This window comes from Streptomyces sp. NPDC005774 (assembly GCF_042871645.1).
GTDB lineage: Bacteria > Actinomycetota > Actinomycetes > Streptomycetales > Streptomycetaceae > Streptomyces > Streptomyces pratens.
Genome location: NZ_JBIAIV010000001.1, coordinates 280,212 through 304,032 on the forward strand (window position 1 = coordinate 280,212; position 23,821 = coordinate 304,032).

The 23,821-nt window shown below is 71.4% G+C and carries 13 protein-coding genes and 2 pseudogenes; 11 read left to right on the forward strand and 4 right to left on the reverse strand.

Translation table 11 applies throughout. The annotated features are described in order from the left end of the window. Positions 1-216: 216 nt before the first annotated feature. Complete coding sequence (locus tag ACFYQA_RS01350) at positions 217-1,923, forward strand: glycerol-3-phosphate dehydrogenase/oxidase (RefSeq protein WP_386398052.1); 1,707 nt, start codon at positions 217-219, stop codon at positions 1,921-1,923. A gap of 121 nt (positions 1,924-2,044) precedes the next feature. Here ACFYQA_RS01350 and ACFYQA_RS01355 read toward each other — a convergent pair. After that, positions 2,045-2,694: pseudogene (locus tag ACFYQA_RS01355) on the reverse strand (serine hydrolase). 192 nt (positions 2,695-2,886) lie between these two features. On the opposite strand from ACFYQA_RS01355, the gene ACFYQA_RS01360 reads away from it, so the two are divergent. The 8 genes and pseudogenes from ACFYQA_RS01360 to ACFYQA_RS01395 all read left to right on the forward strand — a co-directional run bounded on the left by ACFYQA_RS01360 (position 2,887) and on the right by ACFYQA_RS01395 (position 17,516). Next, a complete protein-coding gene (locus ACFYQA_RS01360; protein ID WP_388909863.1) occupies positions 2,887-4,893 on the forward strand; it encodes a serine/threonine-protein kinase in 2,007 nt (668 codons plus the stop codon). A gap of 153 nt (positions 4,894-5,046) precedes the next feature. Then, a complete protein-coding gene (locus tag ACFYQA_RS01365; RefSeq protein ID WP_388909866.1) occupies positions 5,047-7,935 on the forward strand; it encodes a protein kinase in 2,889 nt (962 codons plus the stop codon). A gap of 167 nt (positions 7,936-8,102) precedes the next feature. Continuing rightward, positions 8,103-9,950, forward strand: a complete 1,848-nt coding sequence (locus ACFYQA_RS01370) for a serine/threonine-protein kinase (RefSeq protein WP_388909869.1) — start codon at positions 8,103-8,105, stop codon at positions 9,948-9,950. 119 nt (positions 9,951-10,069) lie between these two features. Beyond that, positions 10,070-11,428 (forward strand): annotated as a pseudogene (locus tag ACFYQA_RS01375) (serine/threonine-protein kinase); the annotation flags it as partial. 183 nt (positions 11,429-11,611) lie between these two features. Further along, entirely contained in the window at positions 11,612-13,441 is a 1,830-nt protein-coding gene (locus tag ACFYQA_RS01380; RefSeq protein ID WP_388909872.1) for a serine/threonine-protein kinase, read from the forward strand. 106 nt (positions 13,442-13,547) lie between these two features. Then, entirely contained in the window at positions 13,548-13,694 is a 147-nt protein-coding gene (locus ACFYQA_RS01385; protein WP_388909875.1) for a hypothetical protein, read from the forward strand. Positions 13,695-13,798: 104 nt separating this feature from the next. Beyond that, positions 13,799-15,412, forward strand: a complete 1,614-nt coding sequence (locus tag ACFYQA_RS01390) for a succinic semialdehyde dehydrogenase (RefSeq protein ID WP_388909878.1) — start codon at positions 13,799-13,801, stop codon at positions 15,410-15,412. Positions 15,413-15,521: 109 nt separating this feature from the next. After that, positions 15,522-17,516 carry a GMC oxidoreductase gene (locus ACFYQA_RS01395; protein WP_388909880.1) on the forward strand — a complete coding sequence of 665 codons (1,995 nt, stop codon included), beginning with the start codon at positions 15,522-15,524 and terminating at the stop codon, positions 17,514-17,516. Between the two features lie 105 nt (positions 17,517-17,621). Here the strand turns inward: ACFYQA_RS01395 and ACFYQA_RS01400 are convergent, their stop codons facing one another. Continuing rightward, positions 17,622-18,683, reverse strand: coding sequence for an LPXTG cell wall anchor domain-containing protein (locus ACFYQA_RS01400; RefSeq protein ID WP_388909883.1), 1,062 nt, complete (start codon positions 18,681-18,683; stop codon positions 17,622-17,624). A gap of 288 nt (positions 18,684-18,971) precedes the next feature. Here ACFYQA_RS01400 and ACFYQA_RS01405 point away from each other — a divergent pair, with 288 nt between their 5' ends. Continuing rightward, positions 18,972-20,138 (forward strand): hypothetical protein, encoded by a 1,167-nt coding sequence (locus ACFYQA_RS01405; protein WP_388909886.1) that lies wholly within the window; start codon positions 18,972-18,974, stop codon positions 20,136-20,138. Between the two features lie 694 nt (positions 20,139-20,832). Here ACFYQA_RS01405 and ACFYQA_RS01410 read toward each other — a convergent pair. Further along, the gene (locus ACFYQA_RS01410) at positions 20,833-21,222 is read right to left on the reverse strand and encodes a chorismate mutase (RefSeq protein ID WP_388909889.1); all 390 of its coding nucleotides are present in this window, start codon (positions 21,220-21,222) and stop codon (positions 20,833-20,835) included. A gap of 370 nt (positions 21,223-21,592) precedes the next feature. On the opposite strand from ACFYQA_RS01410, the gene guaA reads away from it, so the two are divergent. Further along, entirely contained in the window at positions 21,593-23,173 is a 1,581-nt protein-coding gene (gene guaA, locus ACFYQA_RS01415; RefSeq protein WP_388909892.1) for a glutamine-hydrolyzing GMP synthase, read from the forward strand. Between the two features lie 121 nt (positions 23,174-23,294). Here the strand turns inward: guaA and ACFYQA_RS01420 are convergent, their stop codons facing one another. Continuing rightward, positions 23,295-23,768 (reverse strand): pyridoxamine 5'-phosphate oxidase family protein, encoded by a 474-nt coding sequence (locus tag ACFYQA_RS01420; protein WP_388909895.1) that lies wholly within the window; start codon positions 23,766-23,768, stop codon positions 23,295-23,297. Positions 23,769-23,821: the final 53 nt, after the last annotated feature.

Here is a 23,821-nt window from a genome sequence, read left to right on the forward strand (position 1 = left end):
GACAGAACGAGCGAGCGCAATGTCAGACTAGGAGTAAATATGACCGATTTGATGTATTGATCGCCCGAGTTTCGCCGAGTCGAGGCGAGAGTTGTCCACAGGCTGGGGCGTGTGGTGGCTGAAGTTGGACAACCCGGCGAGAATTTGGGCATGAGGGAGGGGGCCGGGCTTCGCCCGACGGGTGCGGCCGATGCAACCGATGAGCGGGAGGCAGCGGTGAGGACAGCGACACTGGGACCGGCGGAGCGCGCCGAGTCACTCGCATCCATGGCGGAGCGTGAACTGGACGTGCTGGTGGTGGGCGGCGGCGTGGTCGGTGCGGGCACCGCGCTGGACGCCGTGACACGCGGCCTGTCCACAGGGCTGGTCGAGGCACGCGACTGGGCGTCGGGCACGTCCAGCCGATCCAGCAAACTGATCCATGGAGGCCTGCGCTACCTGGAGATGCTCGACTTCGCCCTCGTGCGGGAGGCGTTGAAGGAACGCGGTCTGCTGCTGGAGAGGCTCGCCCCGCACCTGGTGAAACCGGTGCCGTTCCTCTACCCGCTGCAGCACAAGGGCTGGGAGCGGCTGTACGCGGGGGCGGGCGTCGCCCTTTACGACGCCATGTCGATGGCCCCCGGACACGGACGGGGGCTCCCCGCGCACCGGCACCTGAGCCGCCGTCACGCGCTGCGCGTGGCACCCTGTCTGAAGAAGGACGCCCTGGTCGGGGCGCTCCAGTACTACGACGCCCAGATGGACGACGCCCGGTTCGTGGCGTCCCTGGTGCGCACCGCGGCGGCATACGGCGCGAGGGTCGCCAACCGCGCGCGGGTGACCGGATTTCTGCGCGAGGGCGAACGGGTCGTCGGCGCGCGGGTGCAGGACGTCGAGGGCGGCGGGGAGTACGAAGTCCGCGCCAAACAGGTCGTCAACGCCACCGGGGTGTGGACCGACGACACCCAGGCGATGGTGGGCGAGCGGGGCCAGTTCCACGTACGGGCCTCCAAGGGCATCCACCTGGTCGTCCCCAAGGACCGCATCCACTCCACCACCGGGCTCATCCTGCGTACGGAGAAGTCCGTCCTGTTCGTCATCCCGTGGGGGCGGCACTGGATCGTCGGGACCACGGACACCGGCTGGGACCTCGACAAGGCACACCCGGCCGCGTCCAGTGCGGACATCGACTATCTGCTCGAACATGTGAACTCGGTGCTCGCGGTCCCGCTCACGAGGGACGACGTCCAGGGCGTGTTCGCCGGTCTGCGGCCGCTGCTCGCCGGTGAGTCCGACGCGACCAGCAAGCTGTCGCGGGAGCACACCGTGGCGCATCCCGTCCCCGGACTCGTGGTGGTCGCGGGCGGCAAGTACACGACGTACCGCGTGATGGCCAAGGACGCGGTGGACGAGGCCGTACACGGGCTCGATGTGCGGGTCGCCGCCTGCGTCACCGAGGACACACCGCTGGTCGGGGCCGAGGGGTACCGGGCACTGTGGAACGCGAGGGCCCGGATCGCCGCACGCACCGGACTGCACGTGGTGCGGGTCGAGCATCTGTTGAACCGGTACGGGTCGCTGGCCGAAGAGGTTCTGGAACTCATCGCCGGAGACCCCTCGCTGGGCCAACCGCTGCAGGCGGCCGACGACTACCTGCGTGCCGAGATCACCTATGCCGCCTCGCACGAGGGAGCGCGGCATCTGGACGACGTGCTGACCCGGCGCACCCGCATTTCGATCGAGACGTTCGACCGGGGGACGCGCAGTGCCCGGGAGGCCGCCGAGCTGATGGCGCCGGTCCTGGGCTGGGACAAGGACCGGATCGAGCGCGAGGTGCGGCACTACGAGAAGCGGGTGGAGGCCGAACGGGAGTCGCAGCGGCAGCCGGACGACCTGACGGCGGACGCGGCCCGGCTGGGGGCTCCGGACATCATGCCGTTGTAGGGCGGTGCCGTCGGCACGTCGGCACGTCGGTACGTCGGCACGTCAGCGCAGAGGGAGCCCGGGTTCACGTTCACTCGAACGAGTGTCGTGAACCGGGATCTCCGTTCGGAACCCGGCCGTTCTACTGGGTGCGAGGGCAGAACTCGGCCGCGAGTAGCGCGGGTTCGGGACCGGGATCCGCTATCGCGTCCGTGTTCACCCGGAAGGTGAGGACATGCCGGCCGTCGACGGTGACCGCGCTGCGCACGTAGTTGCCGGAGATGTGTCCGTTGTGCCCCCACACGGTGGTGCCGCACGGAAGTTTCAAGGGAAACGGGCCCATGCCGTACGAGCCGCGTGTGGCACGGGTGTCGAGCCTCTCGCGCAGCCGGCGCGGTGGCTGTGGTTCACCGCCGAGCAGTCCCGCGTAGAAGTTGAGCAGAGAACGCAGGGTCGGCGTGCGGCCGTCGTCGCGCTCTCCCCGCACCGATTTCGGCAGATGTTTTTCCACGGTGCCGGACAGCGACAGGCGGTGCTCGTCCGCCAGTTGCAGTACGAGCGTCGCGATGAACGTCTTCGTGATGTGGCCGGCGCGGACGTGGCCGGTCCGGCTCAAGCCCTCGCGGCGGGGGCATGGCGCGGGCCGGATTCCTCCACGGCCGGCAGGGCCGCCGCCGGGGCTCCACCCTGTGTGACCAGCAGCGGGAGGAGTGCGTCCGGGGAAGGGGGCGACAGAGCCGAGGAGGTCGGCGGCGCCAGGGAGAGCAAGGCCAGGGACACAGCGATGGTCAAGAGCGTCCCGGGGCGGCGGCCTCCGGTTCCCCTCTTGCCGGAGGGACATCGTGCAGGGCCGCGGAGCACGTCCTTCACACGGGTTCCGGGTGCGCCGGGCGCAGGGTACGGCCAGGGGCACCCTGGGCGCTGAGCACTTGTCGGGTGAGGGACAATGAAGGCTCTGTCAGGCCGGGTTGCATGAGGGGACGCATGTCGGAGCCGGAGCGGGCGGGGACAACCCGTCAGGACGAGAGCGCACGTCTGCTCGCCGGGCGGTACCGGCTGGGGGATGTGCTCGGCCGCGGCGGCATGGGGACGGTGTGGCGCGCCGAGGACGAAACCCTGGGACGGACCGTCGCCGTCAAGGAGCTTCGGTTCCCGGCGAGCATCGACGAGGAGGAGAAACGGCGGCTGATCACACGGACGCTGCGCGAGGCCAAGGCGATCGCGCGGATTCGTAACAACAGCGCCGTGACGGTCTTCGACGTGGTCCAGGAGGACGACCGGCCCTGGATCGTGATGGAGCTCGTCGAGGGCAAGTCGCTCGCCGAGGCCATCAGGGAGGACGGTCTGCTGGAGCCCCGGCGGGCCGCCGAGGTCGGGCTCGCGGTGCTCGACGTGCTGCGTTCCGCGCACCGCGAGGGCATCCTGCACCGTGATGTGAAGCCGTCGAACGTACTGATCGCCGAGGACGGCCGGGTCGTGCTCACCGACTTCGGTATCGCCCAGGTCGAGGGCGACCCGTCCATCACCTCGACCGGCATGCTGGTCGGGGCCCCCTCGTACATCTCTCCGGAGCGGGCCCGCGGGCACAAGCCGGGGCCGGCGGCCGACCTGTGGTCGCTCGGCGGGCTGCTGTACGCCGCGGTGGAGGGCACGCCGCCGTACGACAAGGGGTCCGCGATCGCGACGCTCACGGCGGTGATGACCGAGCCGCTCGAGGAGCCCAAGAACGCGGGACCGCTCAGGGACGTCATCTACGGGCTGCTCGCCAAGGACCCGGCCCAGCGGCTCGACGACACCACTTCGCGGGCCATGCTGAACGCGGTGATCAACGCGCCCGGGACCAAGGGCGACGAGTCGGAACCGGCGGACGCGACGAAGGTCGTGCCGCTGCCCGAGCAGCCCGACGGACGTGGCAGGGGCAGACGGGGCGGCGAGGAGGCCGGGGAGAAACTGCGCGGCGCGATGCGTTCCGTGCGGAAGGCCGCGGGGGCGGCCACCGCGCCGACGACGGCTCGGGCTGGAACAGGGGCCGGGAGCGGGGTGCGCCCGGGTGGCCCGGCCGCGGTCCGCGGGTCCGGTCCGGTGCCTGGCGCGGCTTCCGGGCCGGCGTCGAACTCGGCGTCGGGTGCCCGGGATTCGGGGTGGCCCGTGATGACACCGCCGGACCTGCCGGCGCGGTCCGTGCCGAAGGCGTCGCTCACCGATGTGGTGCCGCGGCGGACATTGGTCGTCATCGCGGTGGTCGTGGTGCTCGCCGTGCTCGGTACCGTGCTCGCCCTCACGCTCGGCGGCGATGACGACGAGGGCGGCGCGGGGGCGAAGGGCGGTGCGGAGCAGGTTGCCTCCGGCCAGGCGCCCAGCATCGGCACCAAGAAGGCCGACGGCTCCGAGGCCGGCGAGGACGACGGCACCCGCACCGACGGTGAGGCGGCCGAACCGAAGGGCGACGACACGGGAGCGGAATCCGGCGACACCGACACCGGCGCCGGCGCCGGGACGGGCGACAGCGACGAGGGCGACAACGGTTCGGGCGACTCGGCCGGGGACGCCGGGGACGCCCCGGTGGCGGAGACGTACGAAGGAAGCCAGGGGTACACGATCGGGCTGCCCGAGGGCTGGAAGTACGCATCGAGGGGGACGGCCGGGGACCGGTTCACCGGGCCCGACGGGCAGAAGCTGCTCGTCGCCTGGACGTCCACGCCGAAGGGCGACCCGGTGGCCGACTGGAAGAACCAGGAACGCTACATGGTGCGTTCGCAGTACGAGAGGGTCCGAATAGAGGCGGTGGACTACCGGGGGTGGAACACCGCCGACTGGGAGTTCACCTACGTGGACGGCGGTACGAAGTACCGGACCATCGACCGGGGGTTCGTCGTGGACGGCCGGGTCGGGTATGCGCTGATGTACACGGCGAAGGCCGATGGGTGGGGCGATGAGCAGCGCAAGGGGACCTGGCAGGCGCTGACGCAGTCCTTTGAACCCACGTCCTGAGCATGAGTGGCCGTCTGATTGGGGAATGAGATGTGGCATCCCCTCTCTTCGGGTTGCCTCCGGCACGTATCGTGAATGTTTGCGGACCGTACACAGCCGGAACAGGCCGCTGGGCGAGCGGACCTGACCGACCGTCATGCCGGGGGAGGCGCAGTGGACGAATACGCGGGGCGGGTCCTCGCTGACCGCTACCGCCTGCCGTTGCCGCCCTCGGACGAGTACGAACTGACCGAGACCCGTGCCTTCGACACCTACAGCGGGCAGGAAGTCCTCGTCAGGCAGGTCCCGTTGCCGGAGGTCGTCGAGGCCGAGGTGCTCGACGCGGAAGGACTGCCCGACGGTTTCACGGCGCGTGACGGAAGCGCCCGCCGGGCCGGCGGGCGCACGGCCGACCGCGCGGGCGCGCGGAGGCCCGCCGACCCCGTGGTACGGCGAGCGGTCGAGGCCGCGCAGGCCGCGGCGGCCATCCCCGACCATCCGCGGCTGGACCAGGTCTTCGACGTGTTCGCGGAGGGCGGTTCCCTCTGGATCGTCAGCGAACTGGTGTCGGCCCGAACGCTGGCGGCACTGCTGGCCGAACGGCCGCTGACCCCGTACCGGGCGGCCGAGGTCGCCGCCGACGTTCTGATGGCCGTACGGGTCCTGCACGGCCACGGCTGGGTGCACCGGAACATCACCACGCGCACGGTGCTGGTCTGCGACGACGGCCGTGTGATGCTGACCGGTCTCGCGGTCGGCGCGGCGGAAGAGGCGCTGTGCGGGTACGACCCGGTCCCTGCTCCTGACACGTTCCTTCCGGAAACTGCCTCTCCAGGTAAGGCTCTTCCGGGTACGGCTGTTCCGAACCCGGCGGCGCCGGGCGCGGGCGCGGGCTCGGCAGCCGAGGCCTTGGGACCCGTGGCACCCACGGGAACCGGTATTCCGGCACAGGCGCCGGGGCGCACTCCGTCGTGGCCGCCCGGCTTCACCGCCGGCCCCGGCCCCGGTTCTGGTCCCGTACCCGGCCCCGACCCCGCACCCGGTTCTGGTCCCGCACACCGTTTCGGTACTGGTCCCGACCATGGTCCGGGCTCCGAACCGAATCCTGATGCCGTGCGGCGGGCCGCCATCGAGGCGCGGGCCGGTCGGCTGCCTGGGGGCGGGGTGACGGACCCGGACAGTGGGGCCTCCGCCGCGGCGGAACCGCGGGCCATCGACGGCGCCGAGGACGTGAGGGCCGCCCGCGCGGGGGCGATCGCCGCGTACCGTGCGGGTGCCCGTGCCGCTGCCCGGGTGCAGGAGGCGCAGCGGTTGGACCGGACCGCCCTGCCCGGTGCCGCTCCCGCCACCGAGGACGGCGGCCCGGTCGCCCTCGCACCGCACACCAATGGTTCGTCGGGCACTTCGGGCGGGAGTGGGACCGGTGCGCTCCCGCCGGGGCTGATCACCGACCCGTACGGGGTGGAGGCCACCGGCCGGTACGGTGCCACGCCCCGCCGCGCTCCCGCCGTCGAACCGGGCACCGACAGCCCACAGTTGCCCAGTGGCAGTGGCAGTGGCAGTGGCAGTGGCAGTGGCAGTGGCAGTGGGAACGGGAGCGGGAGCGGCGGCGGTCTCGGCGGGGCCGACGGGTACGGGCGTACGGCCCTGCCGCCCGGCGGGTTTGCGCCGGCACCCGCGCTCGGCCCCGCGGCCGGAGTGACAGGCCCGGCCGGGGCTGCGCGGCCCGACGGAGCCGCCCCGGCCGCCCGCTGGGACGAGTCGGCGGCCCACGTACCCACGCGCCGGGGCCCCACCACCGCGTTGGCCGCCGAGCGGGCACGACAGACGCGGATGGCCGTCGTCGGTCCCGTGACGGAGCGGTGGGCGCCGGAGCAGGCCGGGCCCGTGCACGAGAACTGGCAACTGGCCGCGCCCATCGGCCCCGCGACCGACCTGTGGGCGCTGGGCGCGCTTCTGTTCCGGGCCGTACAGGGGCACGCGCCCTATCCGGAGGAGTCGACGGCCGAGCTGGTACAGATGGTGTGCGCCGAGCCCGCCGCGTTCGCCGAGGAGTGCGGGCCGCTCAGGCCGGTCGTGGAGTCGCTCCTGCGCCAGGATCCCACCGAGCGGCTCGACTTCGAGGAGCTGCGCGGCTGGCTGCGTTCGCTGGTGCGGTCGGCGCCCGAGCCGGAAGCCGGCATGCACGTCATAGCGGCACCCCCGGTCGACAGCAGCCGGCTGCCGATCGTGCGCCGTCGGGGCGAGCTGGTGCGCAGGCGCCGCGCCGGGCTGCCCGCGCACCACGGACGGCACAAGCGCGCCAAGCAGGAGTCGGGGTCCCCGCGACGGCTGGGCCGTACCCTGCTCCTGCTGGTGCTGCTCGCCATGGCCGCGGCGATCGTGTACGCCGTGATGTTCATGCCGAAGGCCGGCGAGGAGTCCGGGGGCGCGGGGGCGGCCGACCGCACCGGCGCGGCCGGCGAGGCGTCTCCGTCGCAGGGGGCGGGCGGCGCGCCGGGATCCGGTGACTCCTCGGCGGAGCCGGAGGATCCGAAGAGTCCGGAGGGCGGTACCGGGGAGTCCGGCACGGCCGACGAGACGCAGACCACCGGCCCCGACGATCCCGGCGTCCCCAAGGGCTTCACCCTGCGCGAGGACCCGGAGGGCTTCCGCGTCGCCGTGGCGGAGGGCTGGCAGCGCACCGGAAAGAACGGCAGCGGTCAGGTCCTCTACTCCAGCGGCACATTCGAGTTGATCGTCGTACCCGGCCGGGACAGCGCCGCGCAGTACGGAGACGACCCGATGGCCTATCAGCGGGACGACGAACGCGAGCTCCAGCCGTACCGCGACTCCAGCTGGGCCACCTCCACCGGTCTGAAGACCATCGAGGTGGGCGGACGGACCATGGCGGAGGGCCAGTTCACCTGGACCGGCGACAGCGGCGAGCTGTACATCCGCAACCTCGCGGTGCTGATCGACGGCCGGTACCACGTGCTGCAGGTGCGCGGCCCGGAGGGCGAACGCGACGAGGTCACCCGGCTGTTCGAACAGGCCTCGGCGACCTACCGGTTCACCGGCTGACCCGGCGCCGTACGCCTCGGCAGTCGCCACTGTCGCATCTGCCACCGCCCGTTTCCGCAGTGGGAACCATCACAGTGCGGTTTCCATGGCCCGCCCGGTGTTCCCAGGCCGGACCCCGGAAACCTAACCTGACCCTGTCAAGACCATTGCGGGGCAAGGTGAATCAGATGCAGGGCCTGCTCATCGCGGGTCGCTACCGGCTGGGCGATGCCATCGGCAGCGGTGGCATGGGCCGGGTGTGGCGCGCGCATGATGAGGTGTTGCACCGGTCCGTGGCCATCAAGGAGCTGACCGCCGCGCTCTACGTCTCCGACGGGGACCAGGCCATGCTGCTGGCGCGTACCCGTGCCGAGGCACGCGCGGCGGCACGGATCAACCACTCCGCGGTCGTCACCGTGCACGACGTGCTGGAGCACGACGGCCGGCCGTGGATCGTCATGGAGCTGGTCGAAGGGCATTCGCTCGCCGACGCCGTCAAGGAGCGGGAGCGCGTCGAGCCCCGTGAGGCGGCCCGGATAGGCCTGTGGGTGCTGCGCGCGCTGCGCGCCGCGCACGCCGCAGGGGTGGTGCACCGTGACGTCAAGCCGGGCAACGTGCTCCTCGGCGGTGACGGACGCGTGCTGCTCACCGACTTCGGCATCGCGCAGATCGAGGGCGACACGGCGATCACCCGTACCGGAGAGGTCGTCGGCTCGGTCGACTACCTGGCACCCGAGCGGATCCGCGGCCTGGATCCCGGCCCCGCCTCGGACCTCTGGGCGCTCGGCGCGACGCTGTACACGGCGGTGGAGGGCCGATCGCCGTTCCGCCGTACGTCTCCGTTGACCACCATGCAGGCGGTCGTGGAGGAGGAGGCCGACGAGCCGCCGTACGCAGGCCCGCTCGCACCCGTCATCAGTGCGCTCCTGCGCAAGGATCCGGCCACGCGGCCCGACGCGGAGGCGACCGAGCAGATGCTCGCCGAGGCGGCGGAGGGACGACGGCCCGCCTCGGCGCAGACGTACGTGATGACGCAGGCCGACGGCACCCGGGTGCCGTCGGCGCCGGCACCGGCACCGGCACCGCATTCGCCGGTGCCGTCGCCATGGCCGTCGGGAGCGACGGCGCACGAGCCGGGGGCGGGGGCGGGCGCCGGTGCGGGTGCCGTGCCGCCGTCGTACTTTCCACCGGCGGCCGGCACGGGAACCGGACCTGCACCCGGCGCGACGGGTACCCCCGGTACGACCGGTGGGACTTCTGGTCCGGCGGGCGGTGGGGGCTCCGGTGCCACGGCCGTCCAGTCGTCCTCCGGAGGCGTCACCGCAGCCGGGCCGCGGCGGCTCGGGCGCTGGCGTCCGGTCGCCCTGGTCGTGGTCCTGGCCGCGCTCATCGGCGGAGGGACCGCGATGCTGCTCGTCCAAAGGGACGACGGCAAGGCACAGGACAGCAGCAGCTCGGCGTCACCCTTCGACAAGCCGATGCCGAATTCCACGCCCACGCCCACGCCCACACCCACGCCCACACCCGAGAAGACCGGGGCGGACGACAGCGAGCAGACGGGCGGGCTTCCGGCGGGCTGGGTACGCCGCGACGATCCGTTCGGCTTCAGCATCGTCCTGCCCGGCGACGACTGGGAGCGGGTCGTCTTCGACGAGGAGACGCGCCAGGTCGACTACACGCCCGACGGCGGCAGGAGCTTCATCCGGATCGCCGTCGACGACTCCCCCGACTTCGACGACCCGTACGAGCACCTGAGCGATCTGGACCAGCAGATAGGACAGCGGCTGGTCGACTACCGGCAGCTGGGTCTGGAACGCCGCGTCTACCGCGACCGCGAGAGCGCGCGGCTGGAGTACACCTGGACCGCGCTGGCGAAGGACACGGAGTTCCCGGGGCCGTACCAGGCCGTCGATCAGATGTACCTCTCCCGTGACGGAGTCGAGTACGCGATCTACATGGCGTCCCCGGCCGAGGACTGGGCCACGACGGGCAAGCAGTTCGAAACGGTCCTGCGGGGGTGGCGGGAACCCCGCTAGGACAGGCCACGGTTCCCGGGGGGAATGCGACTGTCCGGTTCCGTGACGGTTCCGTGACGGCGGCGCTTGGCCGGATAGGCCTACCGGAGGGATGACATCCGGTGGGGCATGATGGCCCCATGGTGACCGAGGGGGAGCCCGAAAGCGGGCCCGCACGGCACAACACCCGTGTCATCGCGGGCCGTTATCGCCTGGAGGCGAGGCTCGGACGCGGCGGCATGAGCGTGGTGTGGCGGGCGACCGACCAACTGCTCGGGCGTGGCGTAGCCGTCAAGGAACTCCCCCTGGACGAGGCGCTCTCCGCGGCGGAGGCGCGGCGGCAGCGGGACCGCACCCTGCGGGAGGCGCGGGCGCTCGCCCAGTTGAGCCATCCGCACATCATCGTCGTCCATGATGTCGTCGAGGACGACGAGCGCCCCTACATCGTCCTGGAGTTGATCGACGGCGGTTCGCTCGCCGACCATATCGCCGCACAGGGCCCGGTCGACGCGGTGGAGGCCGCGCGCATCGGTATCGACCTGCTCGGCGCACTGCGCTCCGCCCACGCGGCGGGCGTCCTGCACCGCGATCTCAAACCCGCGAACGTGTTGCTCGAGTGTGGCACCGGCCGGGTCGTCCTCACCGACTTCGGTATCGCCCAGGTCGCGGGCGCCACCACGCTCACCGAGTCCGGCTCCTTCGTCGGCTCGCCCGAGTACACCGCCCCCGAGCGGATGTCCGGGGCCAGGACCGGACCCGAGTCAGATCTGTGGTCGCTGGGCGCGCTGCTGTGCACGGCGCTCAGCGGCGAGTCGCCGTTCCGCCGGGACTCGATCGGCGGGATCGTACACGCGGTCGTGACCGACGAGATACGGCCACCCTCGCAGGCCGGCCCGATTCTGCCCGTCGTACGCGGCCTGCTGGAACGGGACCCCGACCGGCGGCTGGACGCGGACCGCGCGGAGGGGATGCTGCGGTTCTTCCTCGAGACCGGCCGCACACCGGAGTCTCCACCGCTCGGATACCTGCCGTCCGGGTACCCGTCGTCCGGATATCCGGCGCGCGGGCGGGGTCGGACTGGTCGGCCGCCCCCGGAGCGGCGAGGAGCGGCCGGGTGGGGACGTACCCCCGACGGCCTTGCCGTCACCGTCGTGCGCTCGCCGGGGCGGCCCGCGAGGAGCGTGCTGGTGGCCGCGCTGGCCGCCGCCGCGCTGATGGGTGCCGGGGTGTCCGCGGCGGTCCTGCTCCTGGACCGCGACGGTGACGGGAGTGGCGGCGGGGGCGGTGGGGGCGGTACGCCGTCGAGCACCGGGCCGCTGACACCCGCGAGCCGGCCCCCGGAGCCCCACCCGTCCCGTACGGCCGGTCCGTCCCGTACGGCCGGTCCGTCCCGTACGGCCGGTCCGTCCCGTACGGCCGGTCCGTCCCGTACGGCCGGTCCGTCCCGTACGGCAGGTCCGTCCGCTTCTCCCGCTTCTCCCGCTTCTCCCGCTTCTCCCGCATCTCTCGCTTCTCCGGTTTCTTCCACAGTGGTGCCGCTATAGGGGTCTGTGGCATCCGACACGACTTCGTCCGGCGCGTAGCCGTATAAAAGGTAGATAAGTCGCGAACAGAGTCACGGGTCTGTGACCGGACGGTACCCGTTGTGGCTCCGCGACGGCCTGGCGCGATATGGATGGAGCATGAGCAGCAACGGGGGAGCCCGCCACGGCGCGGCCGACGAGCCAACGAGTTTTGGTCTGCAACCGCCGAACCCGAGCCCGAACCCGCCCGCGTCCGTGCCGCATCCGGGCAACCCGTACGCGGCGCCCACACAGGTGGTTCCGCAGCAGTCCCAGCAGCAACCGCCGCAACCGCCGCACCCGCGCCGGCAGGCGCCGGTCGAGCCGCCGGCGTCGCCGCCGGTCCCGTCACAGCCGTCGCGTCATGAGCCGTCGCACCCTCGGTCGTCGCAGGACGAGCCCGGTGTCGGTCGGCTCATCGCCGGTCGTTACCGGCTGCTTTCCAAGCTCGGGCACGGCGGTATGGGCACGGTGTGGCGGGCGGCGGACGAGACGGTGGACCGCGAGGTTGCCGTCAAGGAGCCCCGCGTCCCGGACCACCTTCCCGAACGCGAACGCGCCAACGCGTTCGAGCGCATGCGGCGCGAGGCCCGTGCGGCCGCCCGGCTGGACCACCCCGCGGTGGTCAACGTCCATGACGTCGCGGTCGTGGACGGGCAGCCGTGGATCGTGATGGAGCTGGTCCAGGGCCGTTCCATGGGCGCCGTACTACAGGAGGAGGGCACCCTCTCAGCACGCGAGGCGGCCAGGGTCGGCCTGGAGGTGCTCGGCGCGCTGGAGGCCGCGCACGCGGCCGGCATCCTGCACCGGGACGTGAAACCGGACAACATACTGCTCGGCCGGCACGACCGGGTCGTCCTCACCGACTTCGGCATCGCCCAGATCGAGGGTGAGACCAGTCTGACCGACACCGGCGGCTTCGTGGGCTCGCCCGAGTACATCGCGCCCGAGCGGGTGCTGGGCCAGCGCCCCGGACCCGCCTCCGACCTGTGGTCCCTCGGTGTCGTGCTGTACGCGGCCACGGAGGGCGTCTCGCCGTTCCGGCGCAGCAACACGCCTGCGACACTCCAGTCCGTCCTCAACGCCGCACCCGCGCCGCCCGCCGCCGCGCAGGGTCCGCTGGCCGAGGTCATCACGGGTTTGCTGCAGAAGGACCCGGCGCACCGCCCGAACGCCGCCCGGGTGCACGCGCTGCTGGACGCCGTCGCGAACCCGCCCGCGCCCCAGCCCGCGCAGATCGTTCACGCCCCGTTCCTCGGCGACGGCACCGGGTCCGGTTCCGGGTCCGGTTCCGGCAGTGGATCCGGAGGCAAGGGCATCCGGATCGGCTACAAGACGCTGATCGGACTGGGTGCGGCGATCGTCGCCGGAGCGGTGGCCGCGTATCTGGTGATCGCGGATCCGTTCGCGGGACCGCTGCCGGACGACTGGAAGACCCACAGGGAGAGGGACGTCGCGGCGTCCGTGTCGGTGCCGAAGGACTACCAGCGCACCGTGCCCGACCCGGAGAAGTCCGTGGGCGGCGACAAGAAGCGCTGGGTCAGGTACACGGACCACAGCGGCAGCATCTGGATCGGTCTGACGCTGGACCGGAAGGCCGAGGAGACCGGCAACAACATCGAGGCCTCCGCCGATGCCGAGATGTACGACGACAACAAGAGCTTCAAGGAGAGCGGCAGTTACGCCCTCGACATGCCGCAGGGCCCGGCGACGAAGCCGAAGCCGGACCTCACGTACAAGGGGAAGAAGGCCGCGGAGAACACCGTCGTCTACCAGACGAACGACAGTCAGAACCCCCGCCCCCGCGAAATGCGGATCTTCTACTACATGACGTCCGACGAGGACATGTACAAACTCACCGTCAGCTACCCGGGCAAGGGCGACTTCACGGAGCGCGGGCGCGAAGTGGCGGAGACCGTGATCGCCAACCTGGACGTCGACGAGCTCTGAGCCGGTCCGGGCAGGGCTGTGCCGCGCCCGGTACGGGTGCGGGTGCGGGTACGAAGCCGTCCTCGCCGACACGACGTACGGCCCGGACGAGCTGCGTATCCGGGTCATGCGGCTGATGATCCTCACCGACGACCGCATGTACGAGCTCCGTGTCGACATGCCCAAGGGCACGCCCGGGGAAAGGGGGGCGACGGTGTTCAAGGGAGCTCGCGACCGGCTCGAGATCGAGGCGGACCGGTCGTCAACGCCCTGATCAGCGGGTTTGTTGCCAGCATTCACTGGCGTGGTGTGTGAGCAGTCCGTGAATCTGTTACTGCCGGGTACACAAAGTGTTCGCGCGGGCATACCCTGCGGCTCATGACGGACGCGCAGACCCGGCACACGACCGGTACCAATCCCCTCGCCCCCACCCCGGCGGGCGCCCGGACCGCGGTCGACGTGGTCACGCCCGAACTGGTCGCCCAGCTCACCAAGGGCGTCGTCGGGTCCGGGCGGACCGCCAACCACACACCGTTCACCGGCGAGAAGCTGGCCGACCTGCCCGAGTCGACCCCCGAGGACGTGCAGCGGGCCTTCGAGGCGGCCCGCGCCGCCCAGGCCGTGTGGGAGCGGACCCCGGTACGTCAGCGGGCCGCCGTGCTGCTCCGCTTCCACGACCTGGTGCTCGAACGCCAGGCCGAGGTGCTCGACCTGATCCAACTGGAGACCGGCAAGGCCCGCCTGCACGCCCACGAGGAGGTCCAGGCCGTCGCCATCGCCGCCCGTCACTACGGCCGCCGGGCCGCCGCGTACCTGCGGCCCAAGCGGCACGCGGGTGCCATGCCGGCCCTCACGAAGGTGACCGAGCGGCGTCACCCGCGTGGTGTCGTCGGCCAGATCGCCCCCTGGAACTACCCGCTCGAACTGTCCGTCGGCGACGCGCTCCCGGCGTTCGTCGCGGGCAACGCGGTCGTGATGAAGCCCGACACGGAGACCTGCCTCACCGCCCTGTGGGCCCGTGACCTGCTGATCGAGGCCGGACTCCCCGCCGACCTCTTCCAGGTCGTGCTCGGTGAGGGACCCGTCGTCGGTCCGGAGGTCGTCAAGCGTGCCGACTACGTCTCCTTCACCGGCTCCACCCGCACCGGCCGCGAGGTGGCACAGATCGCCGCCGCCCGGCTCGTCGGCGTGTCCCTGGAACTCGGCGGCAAGAACGCCATGCTGGTCCTGGAGGACGCCGACCTGGACAGGGCCGCCGCGGGTGCCGTCCGCGCCTGCTTCTCCTCCGCAGGCCAGCTCTGCATCTCCATCGAGCGGCTGTACGTCCACGAGTCGGTCGCCGACGCCTTCCTGGAGCGCTTCGCCGCCCGGACCCGCGCGATCCGCCTCGGCACCTCCCTGGCCTACGGCGCCGACATGGGCTCCCTGGTCGGCGAACGCCAGCTCGACGCGGTCACCCGGCACGTGGACGACGCCGTCGCCAAGGGCGCCAAGGTGATCGCGGGCGGCACGGCACGACCGGACATCGGCCCTTATTTCTACGAGCCGACCATCCTCGACGGCGTCGACGAGACCATGAGCGTCTGCGCGGAGGAGACCTTCGGCCCGGTCGTCTCCCTCTACCGCTTCGGGTCCGACGACGAGGCCGTCGAACGCGCCAACTCCACCCCGTACGGCCTGAACTCCTCGGTCTGGACGAAGGACGCCCGGCGCGGCGGCGAGGTGGCCGCCAGGCTGCGCACCGGCACGGTCAACATCAACGAGGGATACGCGCCCGCCTACGGCAGCGTCCAGTCGCCGATGGGCGGTATGAAGGACTCCGGCCTCGGCCGCCGGCACGGCTCCGAGGGCATCCTCAAGTACACGGAGGCCCAGACCGTCGCCCACCAGCGGCTGCTGCCCATGGCCCCCACCCTCGGCATGGACGACGAGCAGTACGCGGCGTTCATGAGCCGGAGCCTGCGCCTGATGAAGGCCTTCCGCTTCCGTTAGCCGACTCGGTGCCGCGGACAGCCGCGGACAGTCGCACACAGCCGGCAGCAGCCGACAGAGTCCCGTCCGGCGGGCAGCCCCGCACCGCAGCTTTCGACGAGGAGAGCACGTGTCACAGGAGAACTCCGTCCCGAAACAGGACGACGACGGTCACGGCGGTGAGCCCGTCCCCGATCACGACACCGTGCCCGGCACGGACCAGGACACTGTGCCCGGCACCGGCACCGGCACCGGCACCGGCACCGGCACCGGCACCGGCACCGGCACCGGCACCGGCACCGATACCGATGCCGGTGCTGACCCCGCGTACGACTACGACGTCCTCGTCGTCGGCTCGGGTTTCGGCGGCTCCGTCACGGCCCTGCGCCTGACCGAGAAGGGGTACCGCGTCGGCGTCCTGGAAGCGGGTCGCCGCTTCACCGGCGCGACCCTCCCGAAGACCTCATGGGACCTGAAGAACTACCTGTGGGCCCCTCGGCTCGGTATGTACGGCCTCCAGCGAATTCACCTCCTCGGCAACGTCATGGTCCTGGCCGGCGCGGGCGTCGGCGGCGGCTCCCTCAACTACGCCAACACCCTCTACGTACCGCCCAAACCCTTCTTCGACGACCCGCAGTGGCGTGACATCACCGACTGGCAAGAGGAGTTGAAGCCGTACTACGCACAGGCGCAGCGCATGCTGGGCGTACGGCTCAACCCGACGACGACCACGACCGATGTGCATCTGAAGGCGGCGGCCGAACGAATGGGCGTGGGCGACACCTTCCACATGGCCCCGGTCGGCGTCTTCTTCGGCGACGGCGAGGACGCCGACGGGAAGGCGAAGGCGAAGCCGGGACAGGAGGTGCCCGACCCGTACTTCGGCGGGGCGGGGCCGTCGCGCAGGGCGTGCGCGGAGTGCGGCGAGTGCATGACGGGCTGCCGGCACGGCGCGAAGAACACCCTCAACGAGAACTACCTGTACCTCGCCGAGAAGGCCGGTGCGGTCGTCCACCCCATGACGACGGCCGTGTCGGTGACCGAGGATGCGCAGGGCGGGTTCGCCGTCGCCACGCTCCCCACCGGCAACCGCCGCAAGGGCAAGGGCAAGGGCAAGGGTAAGAGCAGGGTCCGGACCTTCCGGGCCGGCCGGGTCGTGCTGGCCGCCGGCACGTACGGCACCCAGACACTGCTGCACCGCATGAAGGCGAACGGGCGACTGCCGCGCCTCTCGGACAGGCTGGGCGAGCTGACCCGCACCAACTCCGAGGCACTCGTCGGCGCCCAGACCGATGACCGCCACTACCGCAAGGCGACGGGGGCACCCAAGGTCGACTTCACCCGCGGTGTGGCCATCACCTCGTCGATCCACCCCGACGAGCACACCCACATCGAGCCGGTCCGTTACGGCCGCGGATCCAACTCGATGGGCAGCCTCTCGATCCTCCAGATCCCTTACACGGGCACCGAGTCGGGCCCGGCGAGGGTCCTGGGCTGGCTCGGGCACGCGGCGAAACACCCCTGGCTGATGGTGCGGTCCCTCTCCAAGCGGCGCTGGTCGGAACGGACCATCATCGCGCTGGTGATGCAGTCGTTGGACAACTCCCTGACGACGTATCTGAAGCCGTCCGGCCCGGGGCGCGGGCTGCTCACCGCCCGGCAGGGCCACGGCGCCGCCAACCCCAAGCAGATCAAGGCGGCCACGGAGGGCGCGTCCGCCCTGGCCGCGGAGATCAACGGGTTCGCCGGCTCCAACATCGGCGAGTTGACGGGCATGCCGCCGACAGCCCATTTCCTGGGCGGCTGCACCATCGGCGCCACCCCGGAGACCGGCGTGATCGACCCGTACCACCGGCTCTACGGTCACCCCGGCATCTCCGTCGTGGACGGAGCGGCGGTCTCGGCGAACCTGGGAGTGAACCCGTCCCTGACGATCACGGCACAGGCCGAGCGGGCGATGTCGTACTGGCCCAACAAGGGCGAGCCCGACCGGCGGCCGGAACAGGGCGCGGCCTACGAGCGGCTCCAGCCGGTCGAGCCGAAGTCCCCGGCGGTCCCGGAGGACGCCTTCGGCGCACTGAGGCTGCCATTCCTGGGGATGCCGGTGGTGCCGCCGAAGAAGTAGCCGCGGCAGCCGGGCGAGCCGGGAAAGGAAAGAGGACCTGCGCCCCCCTCCGAGCGCAGGTCCTCTTTCCTTGTCCGATCCGGCGTCAACCGCCGTACGGCGTGCTTACGCCACCGCACCGGCCTTGCGGCGACGCACCACGAACACCGCACCCGCACCGGCCACGACGGCGGCACCGCCGAGGAGTCCGATCATCGGAAGCGCGGAGCCCGCACCGGTCTCGGCGAGGCTGCCGGTGACCTTCGGGGTGTTGCTGTGGACCGGCTTCTTGTCGGTGACGGGCGCCTTGCCGCCCACCTGCGGCTTGGTGCCGTCCGTGTCCGTACCGGCGGCCACGATCTGGAACTTGTACGACACGGAGCCGTAGCCGAGGCAATCGCCGTCGCTGTCGCCGTAGATGGTCGCGCCGAGGGTGAAGCCGGCGCCGACCGGGGCCGAGGCCTTCACGTTGAGGCGCATCGGGATGTTGACCTGGTAGCCGGCCTCGAGCTCGGTGCTGTAGCCGATGTAACCGACCGCGTAGCCGTCCTCGTCGAGGGTGGCCCAGGTCTTGTTGTCCGGGTTCTGGACCTGCAGCTCGACCTGCTTGCTCTTGAACAGGTCATAGCCGTCCACGTCGGCGGCGGCTCCGGCGAGGTAGTCGAGGTCCTCGAGCGTGGAGTCGGAGTTGTTCACCACGTCCAGCGAGAACTCGCGCCAGCCACTGCCCGCAGTGATCTTGCCGGGCAGTCCGGAGATGCCGACGTCGACCTTGGTGTCCTCGCACATGGAGAACTCGGGGTCCGGGGACTCCGACTCCTCCGGCGTGGACGGGCTCGGGGCGGGGGCGGTCGCGGAGGTGCTCGGGGCCGGCTCCGCCTCGTCCTCCGAGTCGTCGGGCGCGGGCTCCCCGTCGTTCCCGGACTCGTCGTTCCCGGACTCGCCGGTCTCGGTGTCCTCGCTCTCGGTGTCGTCGGGGGCGCCCGTGTCGTCGGTGGGCTCCGTCGTGCTCGGCGGGGTGTCCGTCCCCTCCTCGCCCTCCTCGCCCGTCCCGGGCGTGTCACTCGAAGTGGCGGTCGGTGATGGGCTCGTCGAATCGGTGGCGTAGGCGGCCGGAGCCGCGAGGAGCGCAGCCGGGGCTATCACTGCTGTTGCGGCGGCGACGGCCATGGCACGGCGGAGCTTCATGAAGACCTCGGGAAGTCTCGGGGGTACCGCGTGTTGCGGTACGCGTCAGTAGAGGCCTCCGCGGTGGGGCGCGGGAGTGGCCCGTGGTTCCGGTGAGTTTGATCACCGAACCCTGTGAATGGTTGTCCTAGGCCTGACAGAAACTTTATGTGAGGTGGATCACTAATATGAGCTGATCAGCACCGGCGTACGCTCACTCTTCGATCCGCTAGATCCGCTAGATCCGCCAGATCCGCCCGATCCGCGTGGACGGAATCCGGCATCGCCTGACAGGAAGCGCGTCACCCAGTGCCCGAGCAGCAGCCGCCCGAAGAACCCGCAAGACCGGAGTCCTCTCCCCTGCCGGACGACGTGTGGAGCAAATTCGTCGAGGACAGCGAGCGCGACATCCGCGGCGCCGCTCCCAAGGAACCGTCCGCGCGGGCGCGGATGGTGACCGAACGGCTGCGTGCCATGGACGAGGCCCAGGCCAGGTCCAACGGTGGCGGCAGGAAACGGGGCTGGGGCCGGAACAAGCCTGCCGCCCCGCCCGCCCAGCCTGAAGGGTGGCGCACCGGACCCGCCTGGCAGGACATGGACGGCCGGGCCACGCGCCGGCGCAGGGGCTGGAGCGTCGTCGGCGTGCTGGTGGCCGCTGCCGTGGCCGTGGTCGCCGTCAACCCGGCCGGCGCACTCTCCCGGCTTCCCGGCGGCCTCGGTGACGGGTGGGGCACGTCGGACGGGGCGAACGGCGCTTCCGCCGCGCCGCTGGTCCACGAAACCACCCGCCCCAGCAGTGCCCCGTCCGCGGAGCTCGCCGATGTGCCGACCCGTGAGCGGCCGTTCGCCGGATCTCCGGCCGCGCGGTGGGAGTCGGGGGCGAAGGCGATCCGGTTGCCGGAGGGGAAGGCGAAGGCCGTCAACGGCGTCTCGGCCGCCGCCGTCGAGGAGGCTCTGAAGGGAGCGAGGAACTTCCTGATCGCCTCGAACCTCGACCGTGAGGTGATCATGGGCGCCGAGCCGAAGAAGGCGCTGGCCCTCCTGGACCCGTTGATGGTGGATTACCTCGCCGACGTGCGCGCAGGACTGCGCAAGCCCACGGTGGAGAACGACTCGGTGTGGATGTTCACCCGGTTCGACCCCGATGAGGTCGAACCGGTGGATGACGTGAGGGTTCGTGGCCGTCTGGCGGTCGAGCCCGTGCGCGGAACCGCCGGGAAGGCCATGGTCAAGGGTGACTACACCTTCGTGTACACGCTCCACCGCCCCGGTGGCGGCGAGGTGGCCCGCGTGATCGTGCGTCGGGTGATCGAGGTGGAGGCGGTGGATCCCGCCAGGTTCCAGGTGACCGACGGACACATCTGGCTCGCCGATATCAACAGTGAGATCAGCAACGACGACTGCCGCAACGGCGACGGAGTGATCCGTCCGTACTTCCTCGCCGACCTGGAGGGTGACCCCACGGCGACGGGGTAGGCGCGGGATCCGTACGACCGGAGCCAGGGACTGGACGGGGCCGCCGAGGAATGCGGCGTCGCGTCCCGCACCTGATGCCGCATCCCGCACCTGACACCGTGTCCCGCACCTGACACCGTGTCCCGCACCTGACACCACCTCCTGTGCGGGAGGCCGGCCGCAGGGGAAGGGGGCCCCGCGAGGCGGGGTTGCGGAGCCCCCTTCCCCTGCGTGAGCACCGACGCCAGGGCGGCGCCGGTGCCGAGAAGCGGCGCAGGGGGTGGGCACCGCCGGTCTCGTCCGCCGTCCGCGAGGACGCTGCCCGCGGAGGACGCTGTCCATGGAGGACGCTGCCCATGGAGAACCTGGGCCTACGATTCCGGCCGGACCGGGACTTGTCCCGCCGGTCGGCCCCGGGCGTCCCCGGAGCCGGCCGTTCTCTCGGGTGACCGGGCTGCTGTCCCCTGCCGTCCGGTCACCCGTCCGGAACGAGGTCCCATGACGCACGCACGATCCGTACGTCTCATCGCTCCGGCGAGCCACGCGTGGTTCTTTCGGGCCCGCCCCTGGCTGACACGGACACCCGTACCAACGGCGCGACCGCGGTTCCGGTCACGCGCCGTGCGGGTGAGGGCGGATACGTACGTCTGTGCCTGGAAGACGGATTCAGTGGGCGGCGGCCGGCTTCGGTGCTCGGTTCCGGTGCTCGGCGGGTTCAGATCTTGCCGCGGCACAGCTCCAGCAGGGTCATCGCGAGCGCGGTGCCCGGCTTGCCCAGGGCGTCCCTGTAGTGGCCGAGGATCTCCATCTCGCGGGAGAGGTTCACGCGCCGGCCGCCGGAGGTGATCCGTTCCCGCTGGATGACGGCCGACACGGCCATCCGTTCCTGGACCAGGCCGATGATCCGAGCGTCGAGCGCGTCGATCCGCTCGCGCGCCCCGGTGATCACGCCGGCGGCCTCGGCGGTGCGGGCGCCGGTCCTCTCGGTGCGCGCGGTGTCGGGGCTCGTGGCCTCCGCGTCCGTGCTGTCGTCGCCCGTGCCGGCGGTGCGGGTGAGGCCGGTGATGCTGGCGAGGTCGGGGCGAGTGAGGTCGGTGGTGGTCATGTCGGGGCTCCTCGTCGGGTGGGTGCGGGGTGCGCCCCGGAGCGACCGGGTCCGAAAACGCCAGGCGCCCCGGACCTTGTCGGCCCGGGGCGCCTGGAAAGTTGCTTGTCAGTGGCTCAAGCAGCACGACCATGGCAGCCGGTGGGCCGGTTGCCATAGGTAAAGAGGAAGGTCGGGTGCGTGAGCATGGTCCCAGTATGCCGCGCGGTGCCCGGCCGCTCAACACGGGTCGCATGCTGAGACGGGCCCCACCGCACGGGGCTGTCGCGCGGTACAGGCGCGGGCTCCGGGAGTGAGAGGGCGGGCGGGCACGCGCCTCCCGGTAGAATCGGGAGGCACCAGATCCCGCCCCACCGCCGGAAGGCACCTCGTGTCATCAGCGACTTCCGCTGCCCACGCGCCCGACACCGTCCTGGTCGTCGACTTCGGCGCGCAGTACGCCCAGCTCATCGCCCGTCGCGTCCGCGAGGCCCGCGTCTACAGCGAGATCGTGCCGAGCACCATGCCGGTCGCGGAGATCCTCGCCAAGAACCCGGCGGCGATCATCCTCTCCGGCGGCCCCTCGTCCGTGTACGCCGAGGGCGCCCCCACCGTCGACCGCGCGCTCTTCGAGGCCGGCGTCCCGGTCTTCGGCATGTGCTACGGCTTCCAGCTCATGGCTCAGAGCCTCGGCGGCCAGGTGGACAACACCGGCTCCCGTGAGTACGGCCGTACCGGACTGCACGTCTCCAAGCCGGCCTCCACCCTCTTCGAGGGCACCCCGGAGGAGCAGGAGGTGTGGATGTCGCACGGCGACGCCTGCTCCGCCGCCCCCGAGGGCTTCGCCGTCACGGCGTCCACGGACATCGTCCCGGTCGCCGCCTTCGAGAACGACGCCAAGAAGCTCTACGGCGTCCAGTACCACCCCGAGGTCATGCACTCCACGCACGGGCAGCAGGTGCTGGAGCACTTCCTGTACCGGGGTGCCGGCCTGAGCCCGGACTGGACCACGGGCAGCGTCATCGAGGAGCAGGTCGCCGTCATCCGCGAGCAGGTCGGCGACCGGCGCGCCATCTGCGGCCTCTCCGGCGGGGTGGACTCCGCCGTCGCCGCGGCCCTCGTCCAGAAGGCCATCGGATCCCAGCTGACCTGCGTGTACGTCGACCACGGTCTGATGCGCAAGGGTGAGACCGAGCAGGTCGAGAAGGACTTCGTGGCCGCGACCGGCGTCCAGCTGAAGGTCGTCGACGCGTCGGAGCGGTTCCTGGCCGCGCTCAAGGGCGTCTCGGACCCCGAGGAGAAGCGGAAGATCATCGGCCGCGAGTTCATCCGGGTCTTCGAGCAGGCCCAGGCCGAGATCATCGCGGACGCGGGCCCGGCCGTGGAGTTCCTGGTCCAGGGCACCCTCTACCCGGACGTCGTCGAGTCCGGCGGCGGCACCGGCACCGCCAACATCAAGTCGCACCACAACGTCGGTGGACTCCCCGAGGACCTCGAGTTCCAGCTGATCGAGCCGCTGCGCCAGCTGTTCAAGGACGAGGTCCGGCGGGTCGGCCAGGAACTCGGCCTGCCCGACGAGATCGTCCAGCGCCAGCCGTTCCCCGGCCCCGGGCTCGGCATCCGTATCGTCGGCGAGGTGACCAAGGAGCGGCTCGACCTGCTGCGCGAGGCCGACGCCATCGCCCGCAAGGAGCTGACCGAGGCCGGCCTCGACCGGGACATCTGGCAGTGCCCGGTGGTCCTGCTCGCGGACGTGCGGTCCGTCGGCGTCCAGGGCGACGGCCGGACCTACGGCCACCCGGTCGTCCTGCGCCCGGTGTCCTCCGAGGACGCCATGACCGCGGACTGGTCGCGGCTGCCGTACGACGTCCTCGCGAAGATCTCGACCCGCATCACCAACGAGGTACGGGACGTCAACCGCGTCGTCCTCGACGTGACGTCCAAGCCGCCGGGGACCATCGAGTGGGAGTAGTGCCCGGCGGGGAGTACTCCCTGACGGGTCCTGACGGGTCCTGACGGGTCCTGACGGGTCCCGGCAGGACCTGGCAGCCCTGGCAGTCCTTGTCGGGCCTTGTCGGTCCTGCCCGTCCTCGTCAGGCCCGCCTGAGCGTGCGCACCGGCTCACCGGGCTTCCAGACCTGGAGGACGAGATACGTCTCGTCCTCCACGTGGGTGCGTACGACCTCCGTCAGCTCGGTGCGGAAGAGGTGGAACGGCTCCGGCGGTTCCACCTCTTCGGTGTATCTGCGCCGGGCTTCCTCGTCCTCGGCCTCGATCGCCCGCCCGCTGATCCGGACGTCCCCGCCGCCCATGTCCGTGCCCGAGCCGGGGTTCGCCTGAAGCGCGAAGCGCGGGTCGCGGCGCAGGTCGAGCGCCTTGAGCGAGTCGGGCATCATGCCGAGCCACAGCTCGCCGTTCAGGAAACGCACCTCCAGGCCGGTGGTGCGCGGCGACCCGTCCTTGCGCAGGGTGGCGAGGACGTGGTGGGTGTACATGGCGAAGCGCTCCTCCACGGTCTTCGCGAATTCGGGTTCGGCGGTGGTGAAGGCCCCCCAGTTCGTGTTCATGTGCCGAGTGTGGCGCGCATACCGGACGTCTTGTGTCGGGTATCCGCCGAGTC